This window comes from Sphingomonas sp. (assembly GCF_025353885.1).
Taxonomy (GTDB): domain Bacteria; phylum Pseudomonadota; class Alphaproteobacteria; order Sphingomonadales; family Sphingomonadaceae; genus Sphingomonas_O.
This window is the reverse complement of the sequence record NZ_JANXNX010000009.1, coordinates 1-20,022: the sequence shown is the minus strand read 5'-3', so window position 1 is coordinate 20,022 and position 20,022 is coordinate 1. Positions and strand designations below refer to the sequence as shown.

The following is a 20,022-nucleotide window of genomic DNA, read 5'->3' as shown; positions in this document are numbered from 1 at the left end:
TGGCCTGATTTTTGAGCGGTATGGCGCTGCTTCGCAAGCACGGTCTGTTCAAAAATATGAAATAAACATCGTTGACTTGCTAAACACTCGGTAATCCGCTCAAAAATCTTTATGCTATTGTAATGTCAGGATTATCTTGATTTTGAGTTGGTCGTGACATGCGCGAATCGCCGGAATTGCTGACTTTTTTTTGTAACACGCCTGTCACGACAAACAGCCCGCCGACCGGATGGTCGACGGGCTGTCCACGCTTACTATTTACGTCCTGATACGGCGGAACGCCGATGCGCTTTCGCCCAACGGGTCAGCCGAGCGCGGCGACGCGCTTCGACAGGCGCGAGAACTTGCGCGCGACGGTGTTCTTGTGAAGCACGCCCTTGGCAACGCCCCGCGCCATTTCAGGCTGGGCTGCGGCCAGAGCTTCGGTAGCGACGGCCTTGTCGCCAGCAAGTAGTGCCAACTCGACCTTCTTTACAAAAGTGCGGATACGGCCAACGCGGTTGCCGTTGACGACTGCACGCCGGTCATTGCGGCGGATACGCTTCTTTGCTTGCGGCGTGTTGGCCATAGAAACCCTCGGATCGAAATAAGGAAAACAAAAAGCGGCGCGAATTTCGCGCCGTTCGGTCGCTGCGCGTAGCGGAGGTCGTTTCGAAGGTCAACTTTTTCGAGACAAAAACGTCATGACTGGCAGGTTTTACACCAGAAAGTGGATCGTCCGGCATCGACAGTCCGGATCACCGTGCCGTCGGCGCGCGGGCACGGCAGCCCTTCGCGGCCATATACGCGCCATTGCTTGGCAAAATAACCGAATTGTCCGTCGGGTTGCGTATAATCCCTGATCGTTGACCCGCCGGCCTCAATCGCGGCCGTCAAAACCGCGCGGATAGCCGTGGCCAGCAGGTCGAGCCGCTTCCCCGAGATGCGCCCTGCCTGACGTCCGGGTGCGATCCCCGCCATGTTAAGCGCCTCGCAGACATAGATATTGCCGAGCCCTGCCACGACCCGCTGGTCGAGCAGCAATGCCTTCACCGGCGCGACCCGCCCCGCGAAAACTGCCTTCAGATAGGGTCCCGACAGGACATCGCCCAGTGGCTCTGGTCCCAGCGCAGCGAACGGCGGCCAATGGATGAGTTGTTCGGTTTCCACCAAATCGAGCGACCCGAATCGCCGGGGATCGTTCAGCGCCAGCACCCGACCCGCCTCGGTCTCGACAACCAGATGATCATGTGCGCCGGGCTTTCCTGCATCAAGTCGCCAGCGGCCCGACATGCCGAGGTGAAAGATCAGGCTGTCGCCCCGGTCCGTCCCGATGATCCCGTATTTCGCCCGCCGCCCTAACGACGTTATGCGCGCGCCTGTCATTCGCTGGCGCAGGTCGACCGGGATGGCGCGTCGCAAATCGGCCCGTCGGACATCGACGCGGACCAGCCTCTGGCCCAGCAAAGCAGGCTCCAGGCCGCGCACGGTTGTTTCGACTTCGGGTAGTTCAGGCACGATTATTGGCTAGGATGCGTTTGCGGCGCCCGCAACCCCCCGCTAAAGGCGAGCCGACAAGTAACGAGGCTGGCATGAGCGAAACCGTATCCTTTGGCTATCAGGACGTGGCCGTTTCCGAAAAGACCGCCCGCGTCGGCGAAGTCTTCACCAGCGTCGCGCGCAACTATGATCGCATGAACGATGCGATGTCGGGTGGCATGCACCGGTTGTGGAAGGATCGCTTCGTTCGGCGCGTCAAACCGCGCGAGGGGGAGTTCGTTCTCGACATGGCAGGCGGCACCGGCGACATCGCCTTCCGCATGGAGCCATCGGGCGCGCACATCAGCGTTGCCGATATCAATGCTGAGATGCTTGAAGTCGGAATTGCCCGCGCCGCCGAGCGCGGCATCGACGGGCTGGTCTGGACGCAGGCCAATGCCGAATCCCTGACTTTTCCAGACAGCAGCTTCGACGCCTATACGATCGCCTTCGGCATCCGGAATGTCACCAACATACCGGCAGCGCTCGCCGAAGCGCACCGTGTCCTGAAGCGTGGCGGACGATTTTTCTGCCTTGAGTTCTCGACGACGGTGTGGCCGGGCTTCGGCGACCTGTACGACGCCTATTCACACAGGCTGGTCCCGCGCATCGGCAAGCTCATCGCCGGTGACGAGGACAGTTATCGTTACCTCATAGAATCGATTCGTCGTTTCCCCGACATGCCAAGGTTTGAATCGATGATCGCCGACGCGGCTTTCGTGCAGACCAGGGTCGAACCCATGCTGGGAGGGTTGGTCGCGATCCATAGCGGCTGGAAGATTTGACCCACACCACGACGCATATCTGGCGGCTGCTGAAATGGGCCCGCATACTGGCGCGCCACGGTGCCTTGCAGGGGATCGAGCGCGATCCGCTGACCCCACCCCAGGTCCGTCGCCTGATCCGCGTGGCACGGTTCGGCGCGCGCGTCCCGAAAACGCCCGCTTATGCAGACGCTTTTCAGGCCATCGGTCCCGCAGCGATCAAGCTGGGCCAATCGCTGGCAACCCGGCCCGACATCATCGGGGAGGCAGCGGCCAAGGACCTTGAGCGCCTGCAGGACCGCCTGCCCGCGCTGCCGTTTGCCATCATCAAGGCGGCCATTGAACGCGGGCTTGCCCAGCCGGTCGAGAAGCTGTTCCTCAGCATCGAGGAAGAGTCGGTCGGTGCCGCGTCGATAGCGCAGGTTCACCGTGCCGTCACGACCGAGGGCGTCACTGTTGCCATCAAGATTATCCGCCCCGGCGTTGATGCCGAGTTCGCCTCTGCGCTCGAAACGTATGAATGGGCAGCAAAGAAGGCGGAGACGGCGGGTGGCGAACTCGCCCGCTTGCGCCCGCGCCTGACGATCGCCACGTTTCGCCAGTGGACGCTGCGCGAGCTCGATCTGCGTCGCGAAGCTGCCTCAGCATCCGAGCTCGCCGAATCGATGACGGCGGAACCGGGCTTCCGGATCCCGACAATCGACTGGCGGCGCACCTCGCGGACAGTGATGACGCTCGAATGGATCGACGGGATAAAGCTGTCCAACATCGCCGCGCTGGATGCCGCCGGGCATGATCGCCGCGCGCTGGCGACCACGCTTGTCCGTGGCTTCCTGCGTCAGGCGATTTCCGAGGGGTTTTTCCACGCTGACCTGCATCAGGGCAATCTGCTTGCCGCGCCGAACGGTGATCTGGTGGCGATCGACTTCGGCATCATGGGCCGCATAGACGTCCGCGCAAGACGCTGGCTGGCGGAAATCCTGTTCGGGCTGATCACGGGCAACTATCGCCGCGTCGCCGAAATTCACTTTGAGGCGCAATATGTGCCTCCACACCACAATGTGGCTGAGTTCGCGACCGCGCTGCGTTCGGTGGGCGAGCCGATGCGCGGGCTGCCGGTCAAGGACATGTCGATCGGCAACATGCTCGATTCGCTGTTCGCCATTACCCGCGACTTCGACATGGCAACCCAGCCCCATCTGCTTTTGCTGCAAAAGACGATGGTCATGGTCGAGGGCGTCGCAACCGCGCTGGATCCTGAAATCAACATGTGGGAGACCGCCGAACCGTTCGTGCGCGAATGGCTGCGTGGCGAATTGGGTCCCGAGGCACGGCTTGCCGACAGCATCGTCGAGAATGTGCGCACTCTTGCCCGCATGCCCGACCTGGTCCGGCGCATCGAGGCGAAGTTTCCTCCTGCGGGCGGCGCGCCCCCGCTGCCGCCCTTTGCCGACGACGTGCCGGTCAGAGTCCGGAACGGGACATTCGGGTATTTCGTTGCCGCCATTGGTGGCGCGGTCGTCGCTGCCGTGACACTCCTAACGCTCCATTAACCGTGTTGCGCTAACGCCATCCCCAACGACCGGGGATTTGCGACAGATGTTCCAATCAAGAATCGAAGCTGCGCCCGCTGTGTCGGACAGACCCTGGCGTCTGCCCGCTCGATGCCTGCTGGTGCTAGTGCTCGCCCTGTCGGCGTGGAGTTTTGCGCTTTACGCAGGACCACAACCAATCGTGGTGACGCCGCGTGAGGAGATCACCGACGGCGCGCTTTACAAGGCAATCGCCGCCCGCGTGGCGCATGGTGAAAGCTATTATGTCGCGGCTCCCGCTGAACATCGCGCGCGCAATTTCCCGCTTCGTCCGGCGGTCACGGTGCGCCCACCCCTGCTGGCCGAGGTCACCGCGGTGGTCGGCGGGCCGATCGTCATGGGCTGGCTGCTGCGCCTGACTGCGCTTGCCACGTTTCTGGCCTTTGTCATGCGATTTTCTGCTACCGTCGAAGGACCCCGCACCCGGATGGCTGCAATCGTCCTCGCGGCGCTGTCCATCTATGTTCTTACGCCGATTGAACTTGCGCTCTACCACGATATCTGGGCGGGCATGCTCGTTGCGCTGGCACTTGCGCTGCGGCGCCCGGGGCATTGGGCGGCCAGCATTGTCGTCGCCACGGTGGCTGTCATTCTTCGCGAACTTGTCGCGCCGTTGATGATCGTCATGATCTTTTCCGCGCTGATCGAGCGCCGCTGGAAAGAAGCGGCCGCCTGGACGGCGGCGCTGACCCTGGCGGGGGCCGTGCTGGCGGTACACTGGATGCGGGTCGCAGCGCTACCCAACACCGAACACATGGTGTCGCCGGGCTGGTATCGCGCGCTGGGCTGGCCGTGGGTCGTCCATACCTATAGTATGACAAGCCTGCTAGCCTTCCTTCCCACGGCAATCGGCGTCGCGCTCGTCCCCGTCGCGATGCTGGGATGGGCAACGGTCGAGCGTTCGCTTGCGCTGCGGGTCAGCCTGTGGACAATCGGCATGGCCTGCCTGTTCATGGTTTTCGGGCGAACCGAGAATTATTACTGGGGCGCACTGGTTGCGCCCATCCTGCCGATCGGGCTGGCATTCGCGCCGGGCGCGCTTGCTCGCCTGTGGAAGCAAGCGCGCTAGACTCTGCCTGCCCCAGGCGGCATTGCGTTGGCGATGGGCGAAAAGCGTATTCTACTGATCGTCGGTGGCGGCATCGCAGCCTATAAGGCCTGCGAACTGATCCGCCTGCTTCGCAAGGGTGGCTATGCGGTGCGCTGTATCCTGACGGCCAGTGGTGCCCATTTCGTCACGCCGATGACGCTGGCGGCGCTTAGCGAACACCCCGTCTATACAAGTCTGTGGGATTTGAAGGACGAGGCCGAGATGGGCCATATCCAGCTTAGTCGCGAGGCCGATCTGGTCGTCGTCGCGCCCGCCACCGCAAACCTGATGGCAAAAATGGCGGCGGGGATAGCCGACGACCTGGCGACCACCGTGTTGCTGGCCACAGACAAGCCGGTCCTTGCCGCGCCCGCGATGAACGTCCGCATGTGGCAACATGCCGCGACGGCCCGCAACGTCGCGCGCCTGCGTGCCGACGCCGTGACGGTCCTCTCCCCCGACGAGGGGGCCATGGCGTGCGGCGAATTCGGCCCCGGTCGCCTGCCCGAACCAGCGGCGATTCTGGCTGCAATCGAGTCTCATTTCGAGAGCGGCGGCGACGGGCTGGCGGGCCTGCATATCCTCGTCACCGCCGGACCGACGCACGAACCGATCGACCCGGTCCGCTACATCGCAAACCGCTCCTCGGGCAAACAGGGGTTTGCGATTGCGGCAGCGGTCGCCCGCCTCGGGGGCCGCGTCACGCTGGTTGCGGGACCGGTCGCGCTGGAAACCCCGGCGGGCGTCATCCGCATCGATGTCGAAACTGCCCGCGAGATGGCCGCTGCGGTCGAGGCCGCGCTCCCGGCCGACGTGGCGATCATGGTGGCTGCGGTGGCCGACTGGCGCAGCAATGCCGCGCCGCTGAAAATCAAAAAGCAGGACCAGTCGCCAGCCCCTCTGGCCCTCGTCCAGAACCCCGACATACTGGCAGCCCTCGCCAACAACGCCCGCCGTCCCCAACTCCTGATCGGGTTTGCGGCGGAAACCGACCACGTCCTCGACCACGCCAAGGCCAAACTGGATCGCAAGGGTTGTGACTGGATCATTGCCAATGACGTCTCTGGCAACGTCATGGGCGGGGCGCACAACACCGTCCACCTCGTCACTGCGCTCGGTGTCGAAAGCTGGGAAGAGCTGACCAAGGAAGCCGTGGCGGTGCGGTTGGCAAAAAGGATCGTAGATGCCCTCGAATGAAGCTTGTCCCGCAATCGACATCGCTATCATGCGGCTGCCGCATGGCGCGGGTCTCGCCCTGCCCGCCTATGCCACCGCAGGCGCGGCGGGCATGGACATTGTTTCAGCCGAAGCACTTATCCTGCAGCCCGGTGCGCGGCGTGCGGTCGCCACCGGTTTTTCGATCGCAATTCCCGCGGGCTTCGAAGTGCAGGTTCGCCCGCGCTCGGGGCTGGCGCTGAAGAATGGCGTGACTTGTCTCAACACCCCCGGCACGATCGACAGCGACTATCGCGGCGAGGTGAGGATCATCCTTGCCAACCTCAGCCACGAACCCTTTACGATCACGCGTGGTGATCGCATTGCCCAACTGGTCCCCGCCCCGGTCCAGCGCGCGCGACTGGTTGAAACCGAAAGCCTCGACCAGACCGATCGCGGCACTGGCGGTTTTGGGTCGACTGGCCGCTGAGGGTGCTGGGCGACGCCGAACTCGAACGCTATGCCCGCCACATCGTCCTGCATGAGATTGGCGGTGCGGGCCAAGTCAGGCTGAACGCCGCCCGAGTGGCAGTAGTCGGCGCGGGCGGCATCGGGTGTCCTGCGCTCCAGTATCTTGTTGCGGCCGGGGTCGGTTCGATCACTCTGTTCGACGATGACACTGTCTCGCTGTCCAACCTGCAGCGCCAGATTTTGTTCGCTGAGGCCGATGTCGGAAAGCCGAAGGCAGGTGTTGCCGCCGTGGCATTGGCCCGGCTGAACCCCGGTTGCGTGGTCACGCCCAGCCTGATCCGCCTCGACACCGCCAATGCTTCCGCCTTGCTGGCGGGTCATGACGTGGTGCTCGACGGCACTGACAGTTTCGCCAGCAGGCTCGCCGTTGCCGACGCCGCTTATGTGCTCAAGGTACCGCTGGTCTCCGCTGCAATCGGTCAGTTCCATGGGCAGGTTGCGACATGGCGCGGATGGTTGCCCGACAAGCCCTGTTACCGGTGCTACGTCGGTGACGCCTTTGATGCGGAGGATTGCGATACATGCGCCGAACTGGGTGTGCTGGGCGCGATGACCGGACTGCTGGGCAGCTTTGCCGCGATGGAGACGATCCGTGCGATCACCGGCTTTGGCGACGAACCTTCGGGTAAGCTGCATCTGATCGATGGTCTCAGCCCCGCGATGCGTACGATCACTATGCCGAAGGACCCCGGCTGCCGGACCTGCGGACTGGGCTAACGCCGGTATGGCGCGCAAGCTGGCCTGAACCTCCGCGATGTCTAGGCCTTGGTAATTTTCGCTGCAGCTTTCTTGGCGGCGGGCTTCTTTTTGGCGGCCGGTTTCTTCGCAGGAGCTTTTTTGGCAGGAGCCTTGCGACCCTTCTTGACAGGCGCCATCGCCGCTCGCGTGTCGATCAGCTGCGCGGCTTCCTCCAGCGTCAGGGCATCGGGCGCAATGCTTTTGGGCAGCGTCGCATTGGTCGTGCCATCGGTCACATAATTGCCGTAGCGCCCCTCCATCAGCTTGATGTCGAGATCGGTGCGCGGGTGTTTTCCCAGTTCCTTGAGCGGCGCGCGCGCCGCACCACGGGCCGGACGCCCGCCATTGGCCGCCGCCTCCGCCAGTTTGACGACGGCGGTATTCATGCCGGTTTCAAACACTTCAGCGGTCGTCGTCAGTCGTGCATATTTCCCGTCATGAACCAGATAGGGTCCATAGCGCCCGATGTTTGCGGTGATCGGATTACCGCTTTCCGGGTGCGCGCCGACCGTGCGTGGCAAAGACAACAGTTTCAGCGCCCACTCCAGATCGAAGTCGGCAACGTCCTTTGGAATCGAGGCGCGCTTGGCTTCCTTGCCTTCGCCCAGTTGGACATAAGGACCGAAGCGTCCCGATTTCCGCTCGACGTTCAGGCCGCTGGCCGGGTCGATCCCCATGACCTCGTCATTTCCGCCCGCTTCCGCTTCGGGCGTTCCCCCTTGCGCGAAACGTCGGGTATATTTGCATTCCGGATAGTTCGAGCAGGCAACGAAAGCCCCGAACTTGCCGCCGCGCAGGGCAAGCTTCCCCGTTCCGCAATTTGGGCAGATGCGCGGATCGGTGCCGTCTTCCTTGGCTGGAAACAGAAAGGGTGCCAGGAAAAGGTCGAGTTCGGCAGTAACTTCCGACGGCTTGGTTTCCATGACCTCGGCTGTCTTTGGCTTGAAATCGCGCCAGAAGGCCTCGAGAACGGCTTGCCATTCGGTGCGCCCGCCTGACACGTCGTCGAGACTTTCCTCAAGACCCGCCGTGTAGTCATAGCTCACATAGCGTTCGAAATACCGTTCCAGAAAGGCCGTGACCAGGCGCCCGCTTTCGTTCGGCGAAAAGCGGTTCTTGTCGGTGCTGACATAATCGCGATCCTTCAGCGTCTGGAGGATTGAGGCATAGGTCGAGGGTCGTCCGATGCCAAGTTCCTCCATTTTCTTGACGAGGCTTGCTTCGGAATAACGCGGCGGTGGCTGAGTCGAATGCTGTTCCGCGTTGACCGCCTTCTTGGCAGGAGCATCGCCCGAGGACAGGCGCGGCAGACGGCGCGAATCCTCGTCATCGCTGTCATCCCGACCTTCTTCGTACAGCGCGAGATAGCCAGGGAACAACACCACCTGCCCGGTCGCACGAAGCGCCGTCTGCCCCGTACCGTCGGTCAGCTCGATCGTCGTCCGCTCCAGCCGTGCCGACGCCATCTGGCTCGCCATCGCGCGCTTGAACACGAGCTCGTACAGCTTTGCATGGTCGCCAGAACCGACCTTGTCTTTGCCGAAATCGGTCGGGCGGATCGCCTCGTGTGCCTCCTGCGCGTTCTTGGCCTTGGCGGTATATTGCCGGGGCTTGTCGGGCACATAACTCGCGTCATAGCGATTGGCGATGGCCCCGCGTGCCGCCGAAATCGCGCTATGGTCCATCTGTACGCCGTCCGTCCGCATATAGGTGATCGCGCCGTCCTCATACAGGCCCTGCGCCAGCCGCATCGTGTGGCTCGCCGAAAAGCCGAGTTTGCGCGCGGCCTCCTGCTGCAAGGTCGAGGTTGTGAACGGTGGCGGCGGATTGCGGCTCAGCGGCTTGGTCTCGACGTCGGTGACGGTGAACCGCCCGACCTCGACCGCAGCCTTTGCCGCCATCGCATCGCTCTCGGACCCGATCGTCAGCCGTTCGATCTTGTCGCCTTTCCAGCGGACCAGTCGGCCCTGGAACGGTGTGCCATCCTGTTCAAGATCGGCGGTGACCGACCAGTATTCCTGTGCCCGGAAAGCCTCGATCTCGCGCTCGCGATCGACGATCATGCGCAACGTGACCGACTGGACGCGCCCCGCCGACTTTGCGCCCGGCAGTTTTCGCCAAAGCACCGGCGACAGAGTGAAACCAACCAGATAGTCCAAAGCACGGCGCGCACGATAGGCGTCGATAAGGTCGTCATCCAACGCGCGTGGTGCCGCCATTGCGCTCAGGACCGCAGCCTTGGTGATCGCATTAAAGGTGACGCGCTCCACCTCTTTTGGCAGGACCTTCTTCTTGGCCAGCACTTCGCGGACATGCCAGCTGATCGCCTCGCCTTCGCGATCGGGATCGGTGGCGAGGATCAGGCGATCGGCGGTTTTAGCCAAATCGGTTATCGCCTTCAGCTGCTTGGCCTTGTCCGCGTAGTTTTCCCATTCCATTGCAAATCCATCATCGGGGTTCACCGAGCCGTCACGCGGCGGCAGGTCGCGAACATGGCCGTAAGAGGCAAGGACGCGATAGTCCTTGCCCAGATAGCCCTCGATGGTTTTCGCCTTGGCGGGAGATTCGACAATAACAAGCTGCATGACTGAAAAACCGTCCCTTACGTGTACGCACGAGGGTGGCGGGGTTTGACGGCAGCCGTCAAGAGGATGGTGTTAACAACCTAGAGTCACAGAAATCGCAGCAAATCGGTAACAAAATTTCCTACTTCTTGATCGACGCAGCGATTGAAGCCCGCTTTGCCGCTGTCACGGGCGTGTAGGACAGCGTTATCGGGCCCTCGCCGCAAATTCCTTCCATGCGCCAGCCTAGTTCGATAGGGGGCAAATCCACTGGGGTCGGGGTTGGGGATAAGTGTCGGATGGAATTAGCAACGGCGCGGACCGACGACCAAAGCTCGTCACGACCCGTTTTCGAAGCTTCCGCCAAAGGTCATGTTCCGCTCTTGCTTTACGGTGCCCTGCTGTTTTGCATCGGCAGCCTGGTTCATTTGCTAGGCGTTTGCATCGGACCAATCAGGATCGTGTTCCAGATCCACGCGCTGGTCAGGGTCGAGGAGGCGCTGGTCTGGTATAGCGGCATTCCGATCGTATTGGGGATCGGCCTGATCCTGGCCGATATAGTCCTTTTTTACGACGACAAGCGGTTTGGAAAGTCGTTACGCACGATAGCGATCGCCAACCGCAATGTAACGGTTGCTCTGACGGCCTATAATGATGAGGACAGCATTGCGGACGCCGTCCGAGATTTTCTTGCCCACCGCGATGTTCGTCGCGTGATTGTGGTCAGCAACAACAGCGTCGACGCCACTTTTGCCAATGCGAAGGCTGCGGGTGCTGTTACGTTCGACGAACTGTCGCCCGGCTATGGTCGTTGCGTTTTCCGTTGTCTGAGCGAAGCGGTAGCGTTCGACGACACCGACCTGATCGTGCTGAGCGAGGGGGACCGCACATTCCGAGCGATGGATATCGAAAAGCTGCTCGCCTATGCCCCCCATGCCGATATCGTTAACGGCACGCGGACGTCGGAATTGATGCGCGAACATGCCACGCAACTCAGCACCTTCATGTATTACGGGAACGTCTTTGTCGGCAAACTGCTCGAAGCCAAGCACCTCGGTCGCGGGACGATCACGGACGTCGGAACAACGTATAAATTGTGTCACCGGGATGCGCTGGTAGCGCTGCTACCGCTGTTAAATCCAGCCATAAACCTTGAATTTAATGCGCACTTTCTCGATGTCGCGCTCGAAAACGGGGCGCTGCTGGTCGAATGTCCGATTTCGTTTTATCCACGGGTGGGAATCAGCAAAGGTGGAAACATCAACAACTTACGCGGATTTTCGGTGGGGATGAAAATGATGCGCGGCATAATATTCGGCTGGAAGAAGCAAGCCGCATGACACGCTTGACGACGGTCCGGATCGCGACCGCCGTGGCTTTGACAGCCATGTTCATGGCGCTGATCTGGCGGGTCTGGGTGTTTTACATCACGACGGGTCAGGTCATCTTCAGGCCCTATGGCCTCGATTATGGGGAGGGTATCGTCTGGCAGCAGGCGGCGCTGATGTTCACGCATGACGCCTATGGGGCGATCGATGGCTTTCCCGCGCTCGTGTTCCATTACCCGCCGCTTTATCATATCGTTGCACGCGGGTTCTCCGTTGTTTCTGGCCAGAACATGCTGCTGGCCGGGCGTGAACTATCAATCGCAGCGACCTTTCTGATTGCGCTCGTGGTCGGTTTGATCGTCGCGCGGGCCGCATCCACAGAGGTCTCAGCGCGTGGTCGGGCGGTGATCGGCGCGGGCGGCGCGCTGGCGGTCTTTTGCCTCCATCCAGTCGAACATTGGGCGCCCCTGATGCGCGTCGACATGGTCGCAATCCTGCTGGCCGTTACCGGCTTCTGGTTGGGGCTGAAGGCACTGGAGCGGCCAGCCTGGATTTATGGGGCGGCGGTCTGCTTTGTCGCGGCGGTTTTTACCAAGCAGACCGAAATTGCCGCCCCGGCGGCGTTGTTCGCGCTGCTCCTTTGGCGTCGACCGCGGATTGCAATTGCCGGGATCATGGCCTGCACATTTTTGGGATTGCTGGTGGTGGGCGGGCTCGAATGGGCCACGAGCGGTGGCTTTCTGAAGCATATCTTTCTCTACAACCTCAACCGGATTGAATGGCGCAGACTGGCACCGATTGCCGAATACAGCCCGTTCTTCGTTTTGGCCGCAGTCTTTTCGATCCGCAGGTTTGTCGCGCTGCAACAGCGACACAGGACAATGCAAGCCCGCGACGTCCGCGATCTGGCTTGGCTCGGGCTTCTGTTTTACGCGGCGACGTCGTCGTTGATGGTGCTGACCATTGCCAAGTCGGGATCGGCAAATAATTATCTGATAGAGTGGTTGCTGGTTGCGGTCATGCTGATCGCCTCCGCGCTTGCCGATGCACTGAACGTGGCGGAAAAGCCTCGTGCGGACAAAGCATTTCCCGTAAGCCTGATGACAAGCGCAATCGGCATTCCCTGTGTCGTGGCGGCCATGGCCTTTTTTCTGAAAACGCCCGACCGTGACCTGCCCTGGCCACCCGAACGCCGCGCCGCAATGGCCCAGTTATCGGCAATTGTCGCACGGTCATCGAAGCCGGTCATATCGGACGACATGGTGATGCTGATGCAGAACAATCGTCGGGTGATGTGGGAGCCTTCGATCTTCGCTGAGTTGGCGAGCAAAGGGGTGTGGGACCAGACCGACATAATCAGACGGATCAGGTCGCGGCAATTCCAGATGTTCGTTACCGAAGGCGTGCGCGGCGACTATTATTTCGACAGCCGGTATAACCCGGCGGTGGCGGATGCCATCGATGCCGCCTATCCGATCAAGCGCCAGTTGGGCGGCTTTACCCTTCATCTCCCCGAAAAAAGCTGAATGAAAACCCCGGCTACGGTCCTTCCCGACAGACACATTGTGGCGATCCTGATCTTCGCCGCTCTCTATTACCTGCTGTTCCTGATGGACTTCGGCCATGGCTTTCAACAACCACCAAAACAGCTCGACCTCGTGTTCAATTCGATGCTCGACCATCTGGTGCGCGGCCGTTTCGGCGTCGATCCCGCCATTGTTGGCCTGGAAGGTTTTACCCGCAACGGACAGGTGATCGCCTATTGGGGGGTGTTTCCGGCGCTCCTGAGAATTCCGCTGATGGTGTTCGATCGCTGGCTGGAAATCGACGTGACATTATGGTCGTGTCTGGCCGCAATCCTTGTGGCGTTGTTCGTCAAGTTGTGGACGGTGCGCATTATTTGCGCGGACAACGCCGACATCCCCCGATGGCTGGTCGCGGCGGTGGTTGTCATGTTTGTCTTTTCCGGCGCGCAGATGGGCTATCTACGCGCCAGCGTCTTTCAGGAGGTCTGCCTATGGGGTGGGGTCTTCGGCTCGGTGTTCGTCGCGGCTGCAATGAGGGGCATCATCGCCCGGCAGTTCGGTGGCGGCGTGCTGGCGGTCATGGCACTGGCTGCGGGGCTGTCACTGCTGACGCGCGTCTCCATCGCTGTCGGTCTGTATGCCGGGATCGGACTATTGCTGGCGGTCGTCGCCATTCGATCGCTGAGAAACGGAAGACCAGCTTGGCGCACCCTGGTCCTGCCAATCGCGATTCTTGTGATGTTCATCCTGATCTGCGGTTTCATAAATCTTCAGCGCTGGGACAACCCGCTGACGTTCGCTGACTATAATTTTTACAAATTCAATGTTCAGTTTCCCGATCGTCTGCCACGCACCCGGATCTATGGCCTGTTTAACCTCGAGCGAATTCCCTTTGGCCTGATGTATTTCTTTGTGCCCGCCTGGTTTCTTCAGAACGGCGCGGGGCAACTGGTCTTTGCCGCGACGCACATTCGGCTGATGGACGTGGTCGAATTGCCCCCGAGCAGTTTCCTGCTGACCGACGCATTGCTGTTGCTGCTGGCAGCCGTCGGGGCGAGGGCGCTGGTCGATCGCAGCACGATCAGGACATTCGATCGGATCGAGAGGGCCATGATTGCGCTTGGCCTGCTGGCGCCGCCGCTGCTGATGCTCACCGCCATCAGCATGACCTACCGCTACAGGATCGATTTTTACCCGTTTTTCGAATTTCTGGCCTTCGTTGGCGTGCTCGCCCTGGCCGGCAAGCGTATCGACAGCCCCGCGTGGCGGAGGTCGGTCTGGGCGCTGGTCGTCGTCGGCGTAATCGGAAGCCATGTCTCCATGGCGCTGTACCGAATGGCTGATTTCGGACCGGCGCAAAATTATCTTCAGCGCGGTATCGTTCGTTATTACGGCGACCAGGTTTAGCGTCAGCCCAGGCTGACGCGTCCCCCCGCATGCCGTTCCAGCCGTCCGCCAAGTTCCAGTTCAAGCAGCACCGTCGCGACCACCGCCGGGTGCAGCCCCGACTGGCGCACCAGCTCGTCGACCGGCACCGGCGTGTGACCCAGCAGGTTGGTGATCGTCCGGCGCTCCGCGTCGCTGGCATCGGCGTCGACCGGGGCACCCCGCCAGCCGGTTGCGCGTTGGCGGACATGGCCCGACATCGGCCGGATCGTTTCGAGCACATCTCCCGCATTCTGGACCAGCGTCGCCCCGTCGCGGATCAGCGCGTTGCACCCCTGTGCCCGGGGATCGAGCGGCGATCCGGGAACCGCCATGACTTCGCGGCCGGCTTCGTTGGCAAGGCGCGCGGTAATAAGCGAGCCCGACCGCGGCGCGGCCTCGACGATGACGGTGCCGATCGCCAGCCCGGCGATGATCCGGTTGCGCGACGGAAAATGACGCGCCAGCGGTTCACGGCCCGGCGTTTGTTCGGCGATCAAGACACCAAACTGCGCGATACTTTCCTGCAACTCGGCATTTTCGGGCGGAAAGGCGATGTCGATGCCGCTGGCAATGACCGCTGCGGTTGCCCCACCTTGCCCTTGCCCAAGCGCGCCGTGGTGCGCGGCGGTGTCGATGCCGCGCGCCAGGCCCGATACGATGATGCAGCCCTCTTCGGCCAGATCATGCGCCAAGCCTCGGGCGAAGCGGCACGCGGCAGCGCTAGCGTTACGCGCGCCGACGATCGCGACCGCCGGTCGGTCGAGCAATCGAAGGTTACCGCGCACGATTAGCACTGGCGGTGCGCTGTCGAGTTGGGAGAGCAGCGCGGGGTACAGCCCCTCCCCCACGAACAAATGCCGTGCGCCCAATTTCTCTACGGCGCGGATTTCACTTTCGATCTCGCGCGCGTCGGCGATGCGCGGTGCCTTGCCGCCGCCGCGCCCCGCCAGGTCGGGGATGGCCGACAAGGCCGCACCCGCGCTGCCGAAGCGCGCCAGGAGTTGAAAATAGCTGATCGGCCCGATGTTGGCCGACCGAATAAGCCGCAGCTTGTCGAAGCGCTCGGATGTCTGGTCGGGGCGGTGCGCGTCGGAGCCATCAGCCATGATGTTCGCCGGACTCTCCCCCGGATACAGCAGCGGCTTGCCCGACACGGGGCTCGTCCCCCCCTAGCAACCGCTCGATATTGGAGCGATGCTTCCATAGCACGATCAAACATAGGGCGAGGAACAGGATCGCCATTTCGAATTCGCTCCACAAGGCAGCGGCAAGTGGCGCAGATACAGCGGCCGCCATACCGCCCACCGACGAGTAGCGAAACACCGCCAGCACCGTGAGCCATACCGCTGCGTAAACCAACCCGACCGGCCATGAGAGCGCGAGGGCAATGCCGAGAAAGGTCGCCACCCCCTTACCGCCATGGAAGCGCAGCCAAGCCGGATAGCAATGGCCCAGAAAAGCCGCCAACCCACCGAGCAGCGCATACTCGGGGTTGATCCAGCGCGCGAGCAACACCGCCGCCGCGCCCTTTGCCACGTCGAGGATTAGGGTTGCCGCGGCCAACCCCTTGCGGCCCGTTCGCAGCACGTTGGTCGCGCCGATATTGCCCGAACCGATCGCACGCAGATCACCCGCCCCGGCGAAGCGCGTCAGAAGGAGACCAAACGGAATCGCGCCAAGCAGATAGCCCAGCACAAGTGCCGCCAAAGGTGCCGTCCATAACAAGATAGATAGTCCAATCGCGCCCCAGATCGTTGGAACATAACCTATCAGCCAGTATTCGTAAACGAAACAAACCCGGTGACCTGCTATCACGACCGGGCCGGTGGTTCTCACGACGATTTGGGGGTGTTACGGCACGGCATGGACCGCGACGCACCAATATTATTCTTTGATTCGGGAGTCGGCGGTCTTTCGGTCGTGGGCCCGGCACGCGCCCTGCTGCCAACCGCGCGCTTTGTCTATGCGGCGGACTCGGCGGGTTTTCCCTATGGCACCCAGACCGAGGCGGAGATCGCCGCCCGGGTTCCGGCGTTGCTGGGGCGGCTCGTCGAACGCTATCGCCCCCGCCTGGTTGTTATCGCCTGCAATACCGCATCGACCATCGCGCTGTCGGTGGTCCGCGCCGCGCTGGACGTGCCGGTCGTCGGCACGGTGCCCGCGATCAAGCCGGCGGCACTCGCGTCGAAGTCGCGGGTGATTGGCGTGCTGGGAACTGACGCAACGGTGCGGCAACCCTATGTCGACCGCCTGTCTACCGAATTTGCGAGCGACTGCATTGTCTTGAGGCATGGGTCCGCGGAACTGGTCGTGCTGGCCGAAGCGAAATTGCGCGGGGGACCGATCGCCCAGCATGATGTCACGCGGGCGCTGGCGGGGCTGTTCGATCAGGACGGTGGCGACCGGATGGACACGATCGTGCTGGCCTGCACGCATTTTCCATTGTTGGCTGAGCAACTGGCCGCTGCCGCGTCCCATCCGATGTTGTTCGTCGACGGCAGCGCGGGCATCGCCCGGCGCATCGGGTTCCTGACGCAGGGCCAGGATTTCCCCCGCCATCCCATCCCGGGGACGGCGGTGTTCACGCGGGTGGACGATGCCGTGCGCGCGCTCGGTCCTGCGCTGGCAGAGCGCGGCTTTGCCGAGACAGTCGCGCTTTGACGAAGACGGCACCGTCCGTGCAGGCGGCCCCCTTGTCGTCGACAGAGCCTAGTTGCGACACGTTCGCACTGGCGTCGGGCGTGCGTTCGCCTTAATTCGCCCAACAAACGGGACGCGCGCACGCTACTTCACTACGGGGCTAACCGGCTTTGGACTATAATCGCGTTTTTACACAAGCGATCGACCGGCTTCATGCCGAGGGGCGCTACCGGGTCTTTATCGACATCCTCCGCAACAAGGGTGCCTATCCCAATGCGCGCTGTTTTGCTGGACATAACGGTCCCAAACCGATTACCGTATGGTGTTCGAATGATTACCTCGCGATGGGCCAGCACCCTAAAGTGATTTCGGCGATGGAAGAGGCGCTGCACAATGTCGGCGCCGGTTCGGGCGGCACGCGCAACATTGGCGGCAACACCCATTATCACGTCGACCTGGAGGCTGAACTGGCCGACCTTCACGGCAAGGATGGCGCGCTACTGTTCACCAGCGGTTATGTCTCGAACGAGGCGACGCTGGCAACGCTGGCAAAGGTCCTACCGGGTTGCGTCGTATTTTCCGACGAACTGAACCACGCGTCGATGATCGCGGGCATTCGCAATTCGGGCTGCGAAAAGCGTATTTGGCGGCACAACGACCTCGCCCATCTGGAGGAGTTGCTGGCTGCCGAGGACGAGGATGTCCCGAAACTGATCGCGTTCGAGAGCGTATATTCGATGGACGGCGATGTCGCCGACATCGCCGCAATTTGCGACCTTGCCGACACATATAACGCGCTGACCTATTGCGACGAAGTTCACGCCGTTGGGATGTACGGCGCGCGCGGCGGCGGGATCACCGAACGCGATGGCGTGGCCGATCGGGTGACGATTATCGAGGGGACGTTGGGCAAGGCGTTCGGCGTGATGGGCGGTTATATCGCCGCAAGCCAGATGATCGTCGATGTCATCCGGTCCTATGCCCCGGGCTTTATCTTCACGACGAGCCTGTCGCCCGTATTGGTCGCAGGCGTGCTGGCAAGCGTCCGGCACCTGAAGGGGTCGAGCGAGGAGCGCGGCCTGCAGCAGGCGGCGGCGGCGAGCCTGAAGGCCATGCTGATCGAGGCGGGTTTGCCGGTGATGGCAACAACGACACACATCGTGCCGCTGATGATCGGGGACCCGGTCAAGGCCAAGAAGGTCAGCGACATCCTCTTGGCTGAATATGGCGTTTACGTCCAGCCGATCAACTATCCGACGGTGCCGCGCGGAACCGAGCGGCTGCGGTTCACGCCGGGACCGGCGCACACCGCCGAAATGATGCGCGAGCTGGTTGATGCATTGAGTGAAATCTGGAGCCGGATCGAGTTGCGCAAGGCAGCCTGATCGACGTGACCGTCGAGCGCACTAAGCCTTCATCTGCTGAAGCAAACGTCTATCTGCTGAGTTTTGCGCTCCATGCATAGCCGCGATAGAGTGGCATTGTGCTGACACAGTTTCCGAGCTCCTCGATTGCGGCAAACAGGTCGGCACGCGGTTCGACATCGAACTTGGCCAGCCATGCGCGCAAGCCCCTGCGAAACCACTGCGGCAGCCGCTCCTGTTGGCCGAAATCGACTAGGGTCAGCGTGCCGCCCGCCGCCGCTGCGCCTTGCGCCAGTGCGGCCTTCCAGTCGGGGATCATCGACAGGGTATAGCTGAAGAATACGCAATCGAACTGTGCCTGTCCAAATAGGATGGCAGCGTCGAAGTTGGTGGCGTCTGCCTGTTTCAGGACGATCCGGGCGCCGAGCCCGGCACGCGCGACATTTGCTCGCGCGGTTTCCAGCATCGCTTCGGAGATATCCAGTCCAAACAGGCGCGCTTCGGGATAGCGGCGTGCGACCGCAATCAGGTTTCGTCCGGTGCCGCAACCGATCTCGAGTACCGAGCCTCCGAGTGGCACGTCGAGCTGGGCGATCAGGCGGTCGCGACCGAGCAGATAATATTTGCGGCTCAGGTCGTAGAAGTGCCGTTGCCGCGCGTAGATCGCGTCCATGCGCGCGCCGTTTCCAGTCATTGCGGTCGCGGTCATCATCATCTTTGGCATTAGTCCTTCAAGACATAAAGATGGACACCGCCATAGATCGAGGAGCGATCGCGCGCGGTATAGTCGAGCGACTCCTCCGCCCGGTAATCCCACCGGCCAAGGACCGCATCGGGAACCCGGCCCGGCAACAAAGTCGGTCCGGCGGCGGTGCGGAACAATACCCGCGCGCCAAGCTTTGCCGTCCGCGTGATCTCTGCCCAAAGGCTGCCCAGTTGGGCGTCGGTCATCCAGTCCTGCGCGTCGAGAAGGACATAGCGATCGCGGCTGGTGGCGGGCAGGCTGGCGAGATGGTCGCCGAAATTGGCATGAAGCATCTCGACCCGGTCGATCCGATCGACGACCGCACGATGATTATCCTGCTGCAGATAGGGTGGCACCGACGCATTGGCCGCGCGGGCATAGCGCCGGCCGAACGCCTGCTGCGCGAAGTAATTGTCGCGGACGTCGAAATCGCAGGCCAGCTTTTCCAGCCGTGCCTTCAGCACCGCCCGGATGCCATCAGGATCGTCGCCGGCCAGCGCATCATATTGCGCGGGTGGGATACCGAGGCCGAATAAGGACGCGGGCTGGTCGATCAGCCAGCGCACGAATTTCTTGTCGAAGATCGGGGCGAGGCGCGTTTCGAAGATATGGCGCTGTTCGGCAACCGATCCGGCCTCTAGCACTTCGGCCAGGTCGACCTTGTATAGTTTCGCCAGTAAATGCGCAGTGCCGATGAAGCCACCCAGCAGGCCGCGCTTGTAGATATTGCTTGCGAAACCACGAATGCGGCGACGCCCGATCAGGTCGCGTCCCTCCCAATAGCGGCGCGTGGTCTCGTCGAGATGCGGGCGTACCCATTTCTCGTAGGCGGCGACATTGTCCTTTTGGTCGGCCTGGCCAAAAAACCGATACAGAGCCGCGTGATCGGGCAGGCTGCGCGCCGCCGCCAGCTTCAGCCGATTGTAGGCGACATGAGCGGTGTTCAGGTCGACCGCAGTAATCGCGGCAGGATCGGCGGTCAGGTAGCTGAGCACGTTGCACCCACCGCTTGCAATGGTGACGATGTGACAGTCGGGCG

18 protein-coding genes are annotated in these 20,022 nt (G+C 62.0%); 11 read left to right on the top strand and 7 right to left on the bottom strand.

Features of this window, described 5'->3' with window-relative positions:
- Window positions 1-304: 304 nt before the first annotated feature.
- Window positions 305-568 carry a 30S ribosomal protein S20 gene (rpsT, locus tag Q0R02_RS01210; protein ID WP_293880122.1) on the bottom strand — a complete coding sequence of 88 codons (264 nt, stop codon included), beginning with the start codon at window positions 566-568 and terminating at the stop codon, window positions 305-307.
- A gap of 113 nt (window positions 569-681) precedes the next feature.
- The gene (gene mutM / locus Q0R02_RS01205) at window positions 682-1,497 is read right to left on the bottom strand and encodes a bifunctional DNA-formamidopyrimidine glycosylase/DNA-(apurinic or apyrimidinic site) lyase (RefSeq protein WP_293880121.1); all 816 of its coding nucleotides are present in this window, start codon (window positions 1,495-1,497) and stop codon (window positions 682-684) included.
- Window positions 1,498-1,571: 74 nt separating this feature from the next.
- On the opposite strand from mutM, the gene Q0R02_RS01200 reads away from it, so the two are divergent.
- The 6 genes from Q0R02_RS01200 to Q0R02_RS01175 all read left to right on the top strand — a co-directional run bounded on the left by Q0R02_RS01200 (window position 1,572) and on the right by Q0R02_RS01175 (window position 7,367).
- Complete coding sequence (locus Q0R02_RS01200) at window positions 1,572-2,303, top strand: class I SAM-dependent methyltransferase (protein WP_293880120.1); 732 nt, start codon at window positions 1,572-1,574, stop codon at window positions 2,301-2,303.
- A complete protein-coding gene (ubiB, locus tag Q0R02_RS01195) occupies window positions 2,300-3,835 on the top strand; it encodes a 2-polyprenylphenol 6-hydroxylase (RefSeq protein ID WP_293880118.1) in 1,536 nt (511 codons plus the stop codon). Before Q0R02_RS01200 ends, ubiB begins: the two co-directional genes overlap by 4 nt.
- Window positions 3,836-3,914: 79 nt before the next feature.
- Complete coding sequence (locus tag Q0R02_RS01190; RefSeq protein WP_293880116.1) at window positions 3,915-4,943, top strand: hypothetical protein; 1,029 nt, start codon at window positions 3,915-3,917, stop codon at window positions 4,941-4,943.
- A 33-nt stretch (window positions 4,944-4,976) separates the two neighbouring features.
- Window positions 4,977-6,161 carry a bifunctional phosphopantothenoylcysteine decarboxylase/phosphopantothenate--cysteine ligase CoaBC gene (gene coaBC / locus Q0R02_RS01185; RefSeq protein ID WP_293880127.1) on the top strand — a complete coding sequence of 395 codons (1,185 nt, stop codon included), beginning with the start codon at window positions 4,977-4,979 and terminating at the stop codon, window positions 6,159-6,161.
- Window positions 6,148-6,609: a dUTP diphosphatase gene (dut, locus tag Q0R02_RS01180; protein ID WP_293880114.1), complete on the top strand. Its 462-nt coding sequence runs from the start codon at window positions 6,148-6,150 to the stop codon at window positions 6,607-6,609. Before coaBC ends, dut begins: the two co-directional genes overlap by 14 nt.
- Entirely contained in the window at window positions 6,606-7,367 is a 762-nt protein-coding gene (locus tag Q0R02_RS01175; protein WP_293880125.1) for a molybdopterin-synthase adenylyltransferase MoeB, read from the top strand. The genes dut and Q0R02_RS01175 overlap by 4 nt, the downstream gene beginning before the upstream one ends.
- Window positions 7,368-7,408: 41 nt before the next feature.
- Here Q0R02_RS01175 and topA read toward each other — a convergent pair whose 3' ends face one another.
- A complete protein-coding gene (topA, locus tag Q0R02_RS01170) occupies window positions 7,409-9,973 on the bottom strand; it encodes a type I DNA topoisomerase (RefSeq protein ID WP_293880112.1) in 2,565 nt (854 codons plus the stop codon).
- Window positions 9,974-10,251: 278 nt separating this feature from the next.
- On the opposite strand from topA, the gene Q0R02_RS01165 reads away from it, so the two are divergent.
- From Q0R02_RS01165 to Q0R02_RS01155, 3 genes are read left to right on the top strand one after another with little or no spacing between them, the layout of a single operon-like run.
- Window positions 10,252-11,292: a glycosyltransferase gene (locus tag Q0R02_RS01165; RefSeq protein ID WP_293880110.1), complete on the top strand. Its 1,041-nt coding sequence runs from the start codon at window positions 10,252-10,254 to the stop codon at window positions 11,290-11,292.
- Complete coding sequence (locus Q0R02_RS01160) at window positions 11,289-12,806, top strand: glycosyltransferase 87 family protein (RefSeq protein WP_293880108.1); 1,518 nt, start codon at window positions 11,289-11,291, stop codon at window positions 12,804-12,806. Before Q0R02_RS01165 ends, Q0R02_RS01160 begins: the two co-directional genes overlap by 4 nt.
- A 39-nt stretch (window positions 12,807-12,845) precedes the next feature.
- A complete protein-coding gene (locus Q0R02_RS01155) occupies window positions 12,846-14,213 on the top strand; it encodes a hypothetical protein (RefSeq protein ID WP_293880106.1) in 1,368 nt (455 codons plus the stop codon).
- A gap of 2 nt (window positions 14,214-14,215) precedes the next feature.
- Here the strand turns inward: Q0R02_RS01155 and dprA are convergent, their stop codons facing one another.
- Together dprA and plsY are read right to left on the bottom strand one after the other, a co-directional pair.
- Window positions 14,216-15,340 carry a DNA-processing protein DprA gene (gene dprA / locus Q0R02_RS01150; protein WP_293880104.1) on the bottom strand — a complete coding sequence of 375 codons (1,125 nt, stop codon included), beginning with the start codon at window positions 15,338-15,340 and terminating at the stop codon, window positions 14,216-14,218.
- The gene (gene plsY, locus Q0R02_RS01145; protein ID WP_293880102.1) at window positions 15,333-15,941 is read right to left on the bottom strand and encodes a glycerol-3-phosphate 1-O-acyltransferase PlsY; all 609 of its coding nucleotides are present in this window, start codon (window positions 15,939-15,941) and stop codon (window positions 15,333-15,335) included. Before plsY ends, dprA begins: the two co-directional genes overlap by 8 nt.
- 156 nt (window positions 15,942-16,097) lie before the next feature.
- On the opposite strand from plsY, the gene murI reads away from it, so the two are divergent.
- Window positions 16,098-16,895 (top strand): glutamate racemase, encoded by a 798-nt coding sequence (gene murI, locus Q0R02_RS01140; RefSeq protein WP_293880124.1) that lies wholly within the window; start codon window positions 16,098-16,100, stop codon window positions 16,893-16,895.
- 149 nt (window positions 16,896-17,044) lie between these two features.
- Window positions 17,045-18,259 (top strand): 5-aminolevulinate synthase, encoded by a 1,215-nt coding sequence (gene hemA, locus Q0R02_RS01135; protein WP_293880100.1) that lies wholly within the window; start codon window positions 17,045-17,047, stop codon window positions 18,257-18,259.
- A 49-nt stretch (window positions 18,260-18,308) separates the two neighbouring features.
- On the opposite strand, the gene Q0R02_RS01130 is transcribed toward hemA, so the two are convergent.
- Both Q0R02_RS01130 and Q0R02_RS01125 read right to left on the bottom strand, forming a co-directional pair.
- Window positions 18,309-18,950 carry a class I SAM-dependent methyltransferase gene (locus Q0R02_RS01130; protein ID WP_293880123.1) on the bottom strand — a complete coding sequence of 214 codons (642 nt, stop codon included), beginning with the start codon at window positions 18,948-18,950 and terminating at the stop codon, window positions 18,309-18,311.
- An 11-nt stretch (window positions 18,951-18,961) separates the two neighbouring features.
- A partial coding sequence (locus tag Q0R02_RS01125) for a DUF3419 family protein (protein WP_293880098.1) occupies window positions 18,962-20,022 on the bottom strand: 1,061 nt, incomplete at its 5' end.

Excerpts from the sequence above, each read along its gene's own strand:
- rpsT (WP_293880122.1), bottom strand. The coding sequence starts at position 568 with ATGGCCAACACGCCGCAAGCAAAGAAGCGTATCCGCCGCAATGACCGG.
- Q0R02_RS01200 (WP_293880120.1), top strand. The coding sequence starts at position 1,572 with ATGAGCGAAACCGTATCCTTTGGCTATCAGGACGTGGCCGTTTCCGAA.
- coaBC (WP_293880127.1), top strand. The coding sequence starts at position 4,977 with ATGGGCGAAAAGCGTATTCTACTGATCGTCGGTGGCGGCATCGCAGCC.
- dut (WP_293880114.1), top strand. The coding sequence starts at position 6,148 with ATGCCCTCGAATGAAGCTTGTCCCGCAATCGACATCGCTATCATGCGG.
- topA (WP_293880112.1), bottom strand. The coding sequence starts at position 9,973 with ATGCAGCTTGTTATTGTCGAATCTCCCGCCAAGGCGAAAACCATCGAG.
- Q0R02_RS01165 (WP_293880110.1), top strand. The coding sequence starts at position 10,252 with ATGGAATTAGCAACGGCGCGGACCGACGACCAAAGCTCGTCACGACCC.
- Q0R02_RS01160 (WP_293880108.1), top strand. The coding sequence starts at position 11,289 with ATGACACGCTTGACGACGGTCCGGATCGCGACCGCCGTGGCTTTGACA.
- dprA (WP_293880104.1), bottom strand. The coding sequence starts at position 15,340 with ATGGCTGATGGCTCCGACGCGCACCGCCCCGACCAGACATCCGAGCGC.
- murI (WP_293880124.1), top strand. The coding sequence starts at position 16,098 with ATGGACCGCGACGCACCAATATTATTCTTTGATTCGGGAGTCGGCGGT.
- Q0R02_RS01130 (WP_293880123.1), bottom strand. The coding sequence starts at position 18,950 with ATGATGACCGCGACCGCAATGACTGGAAACGGCGCGCGCATGGACGCG.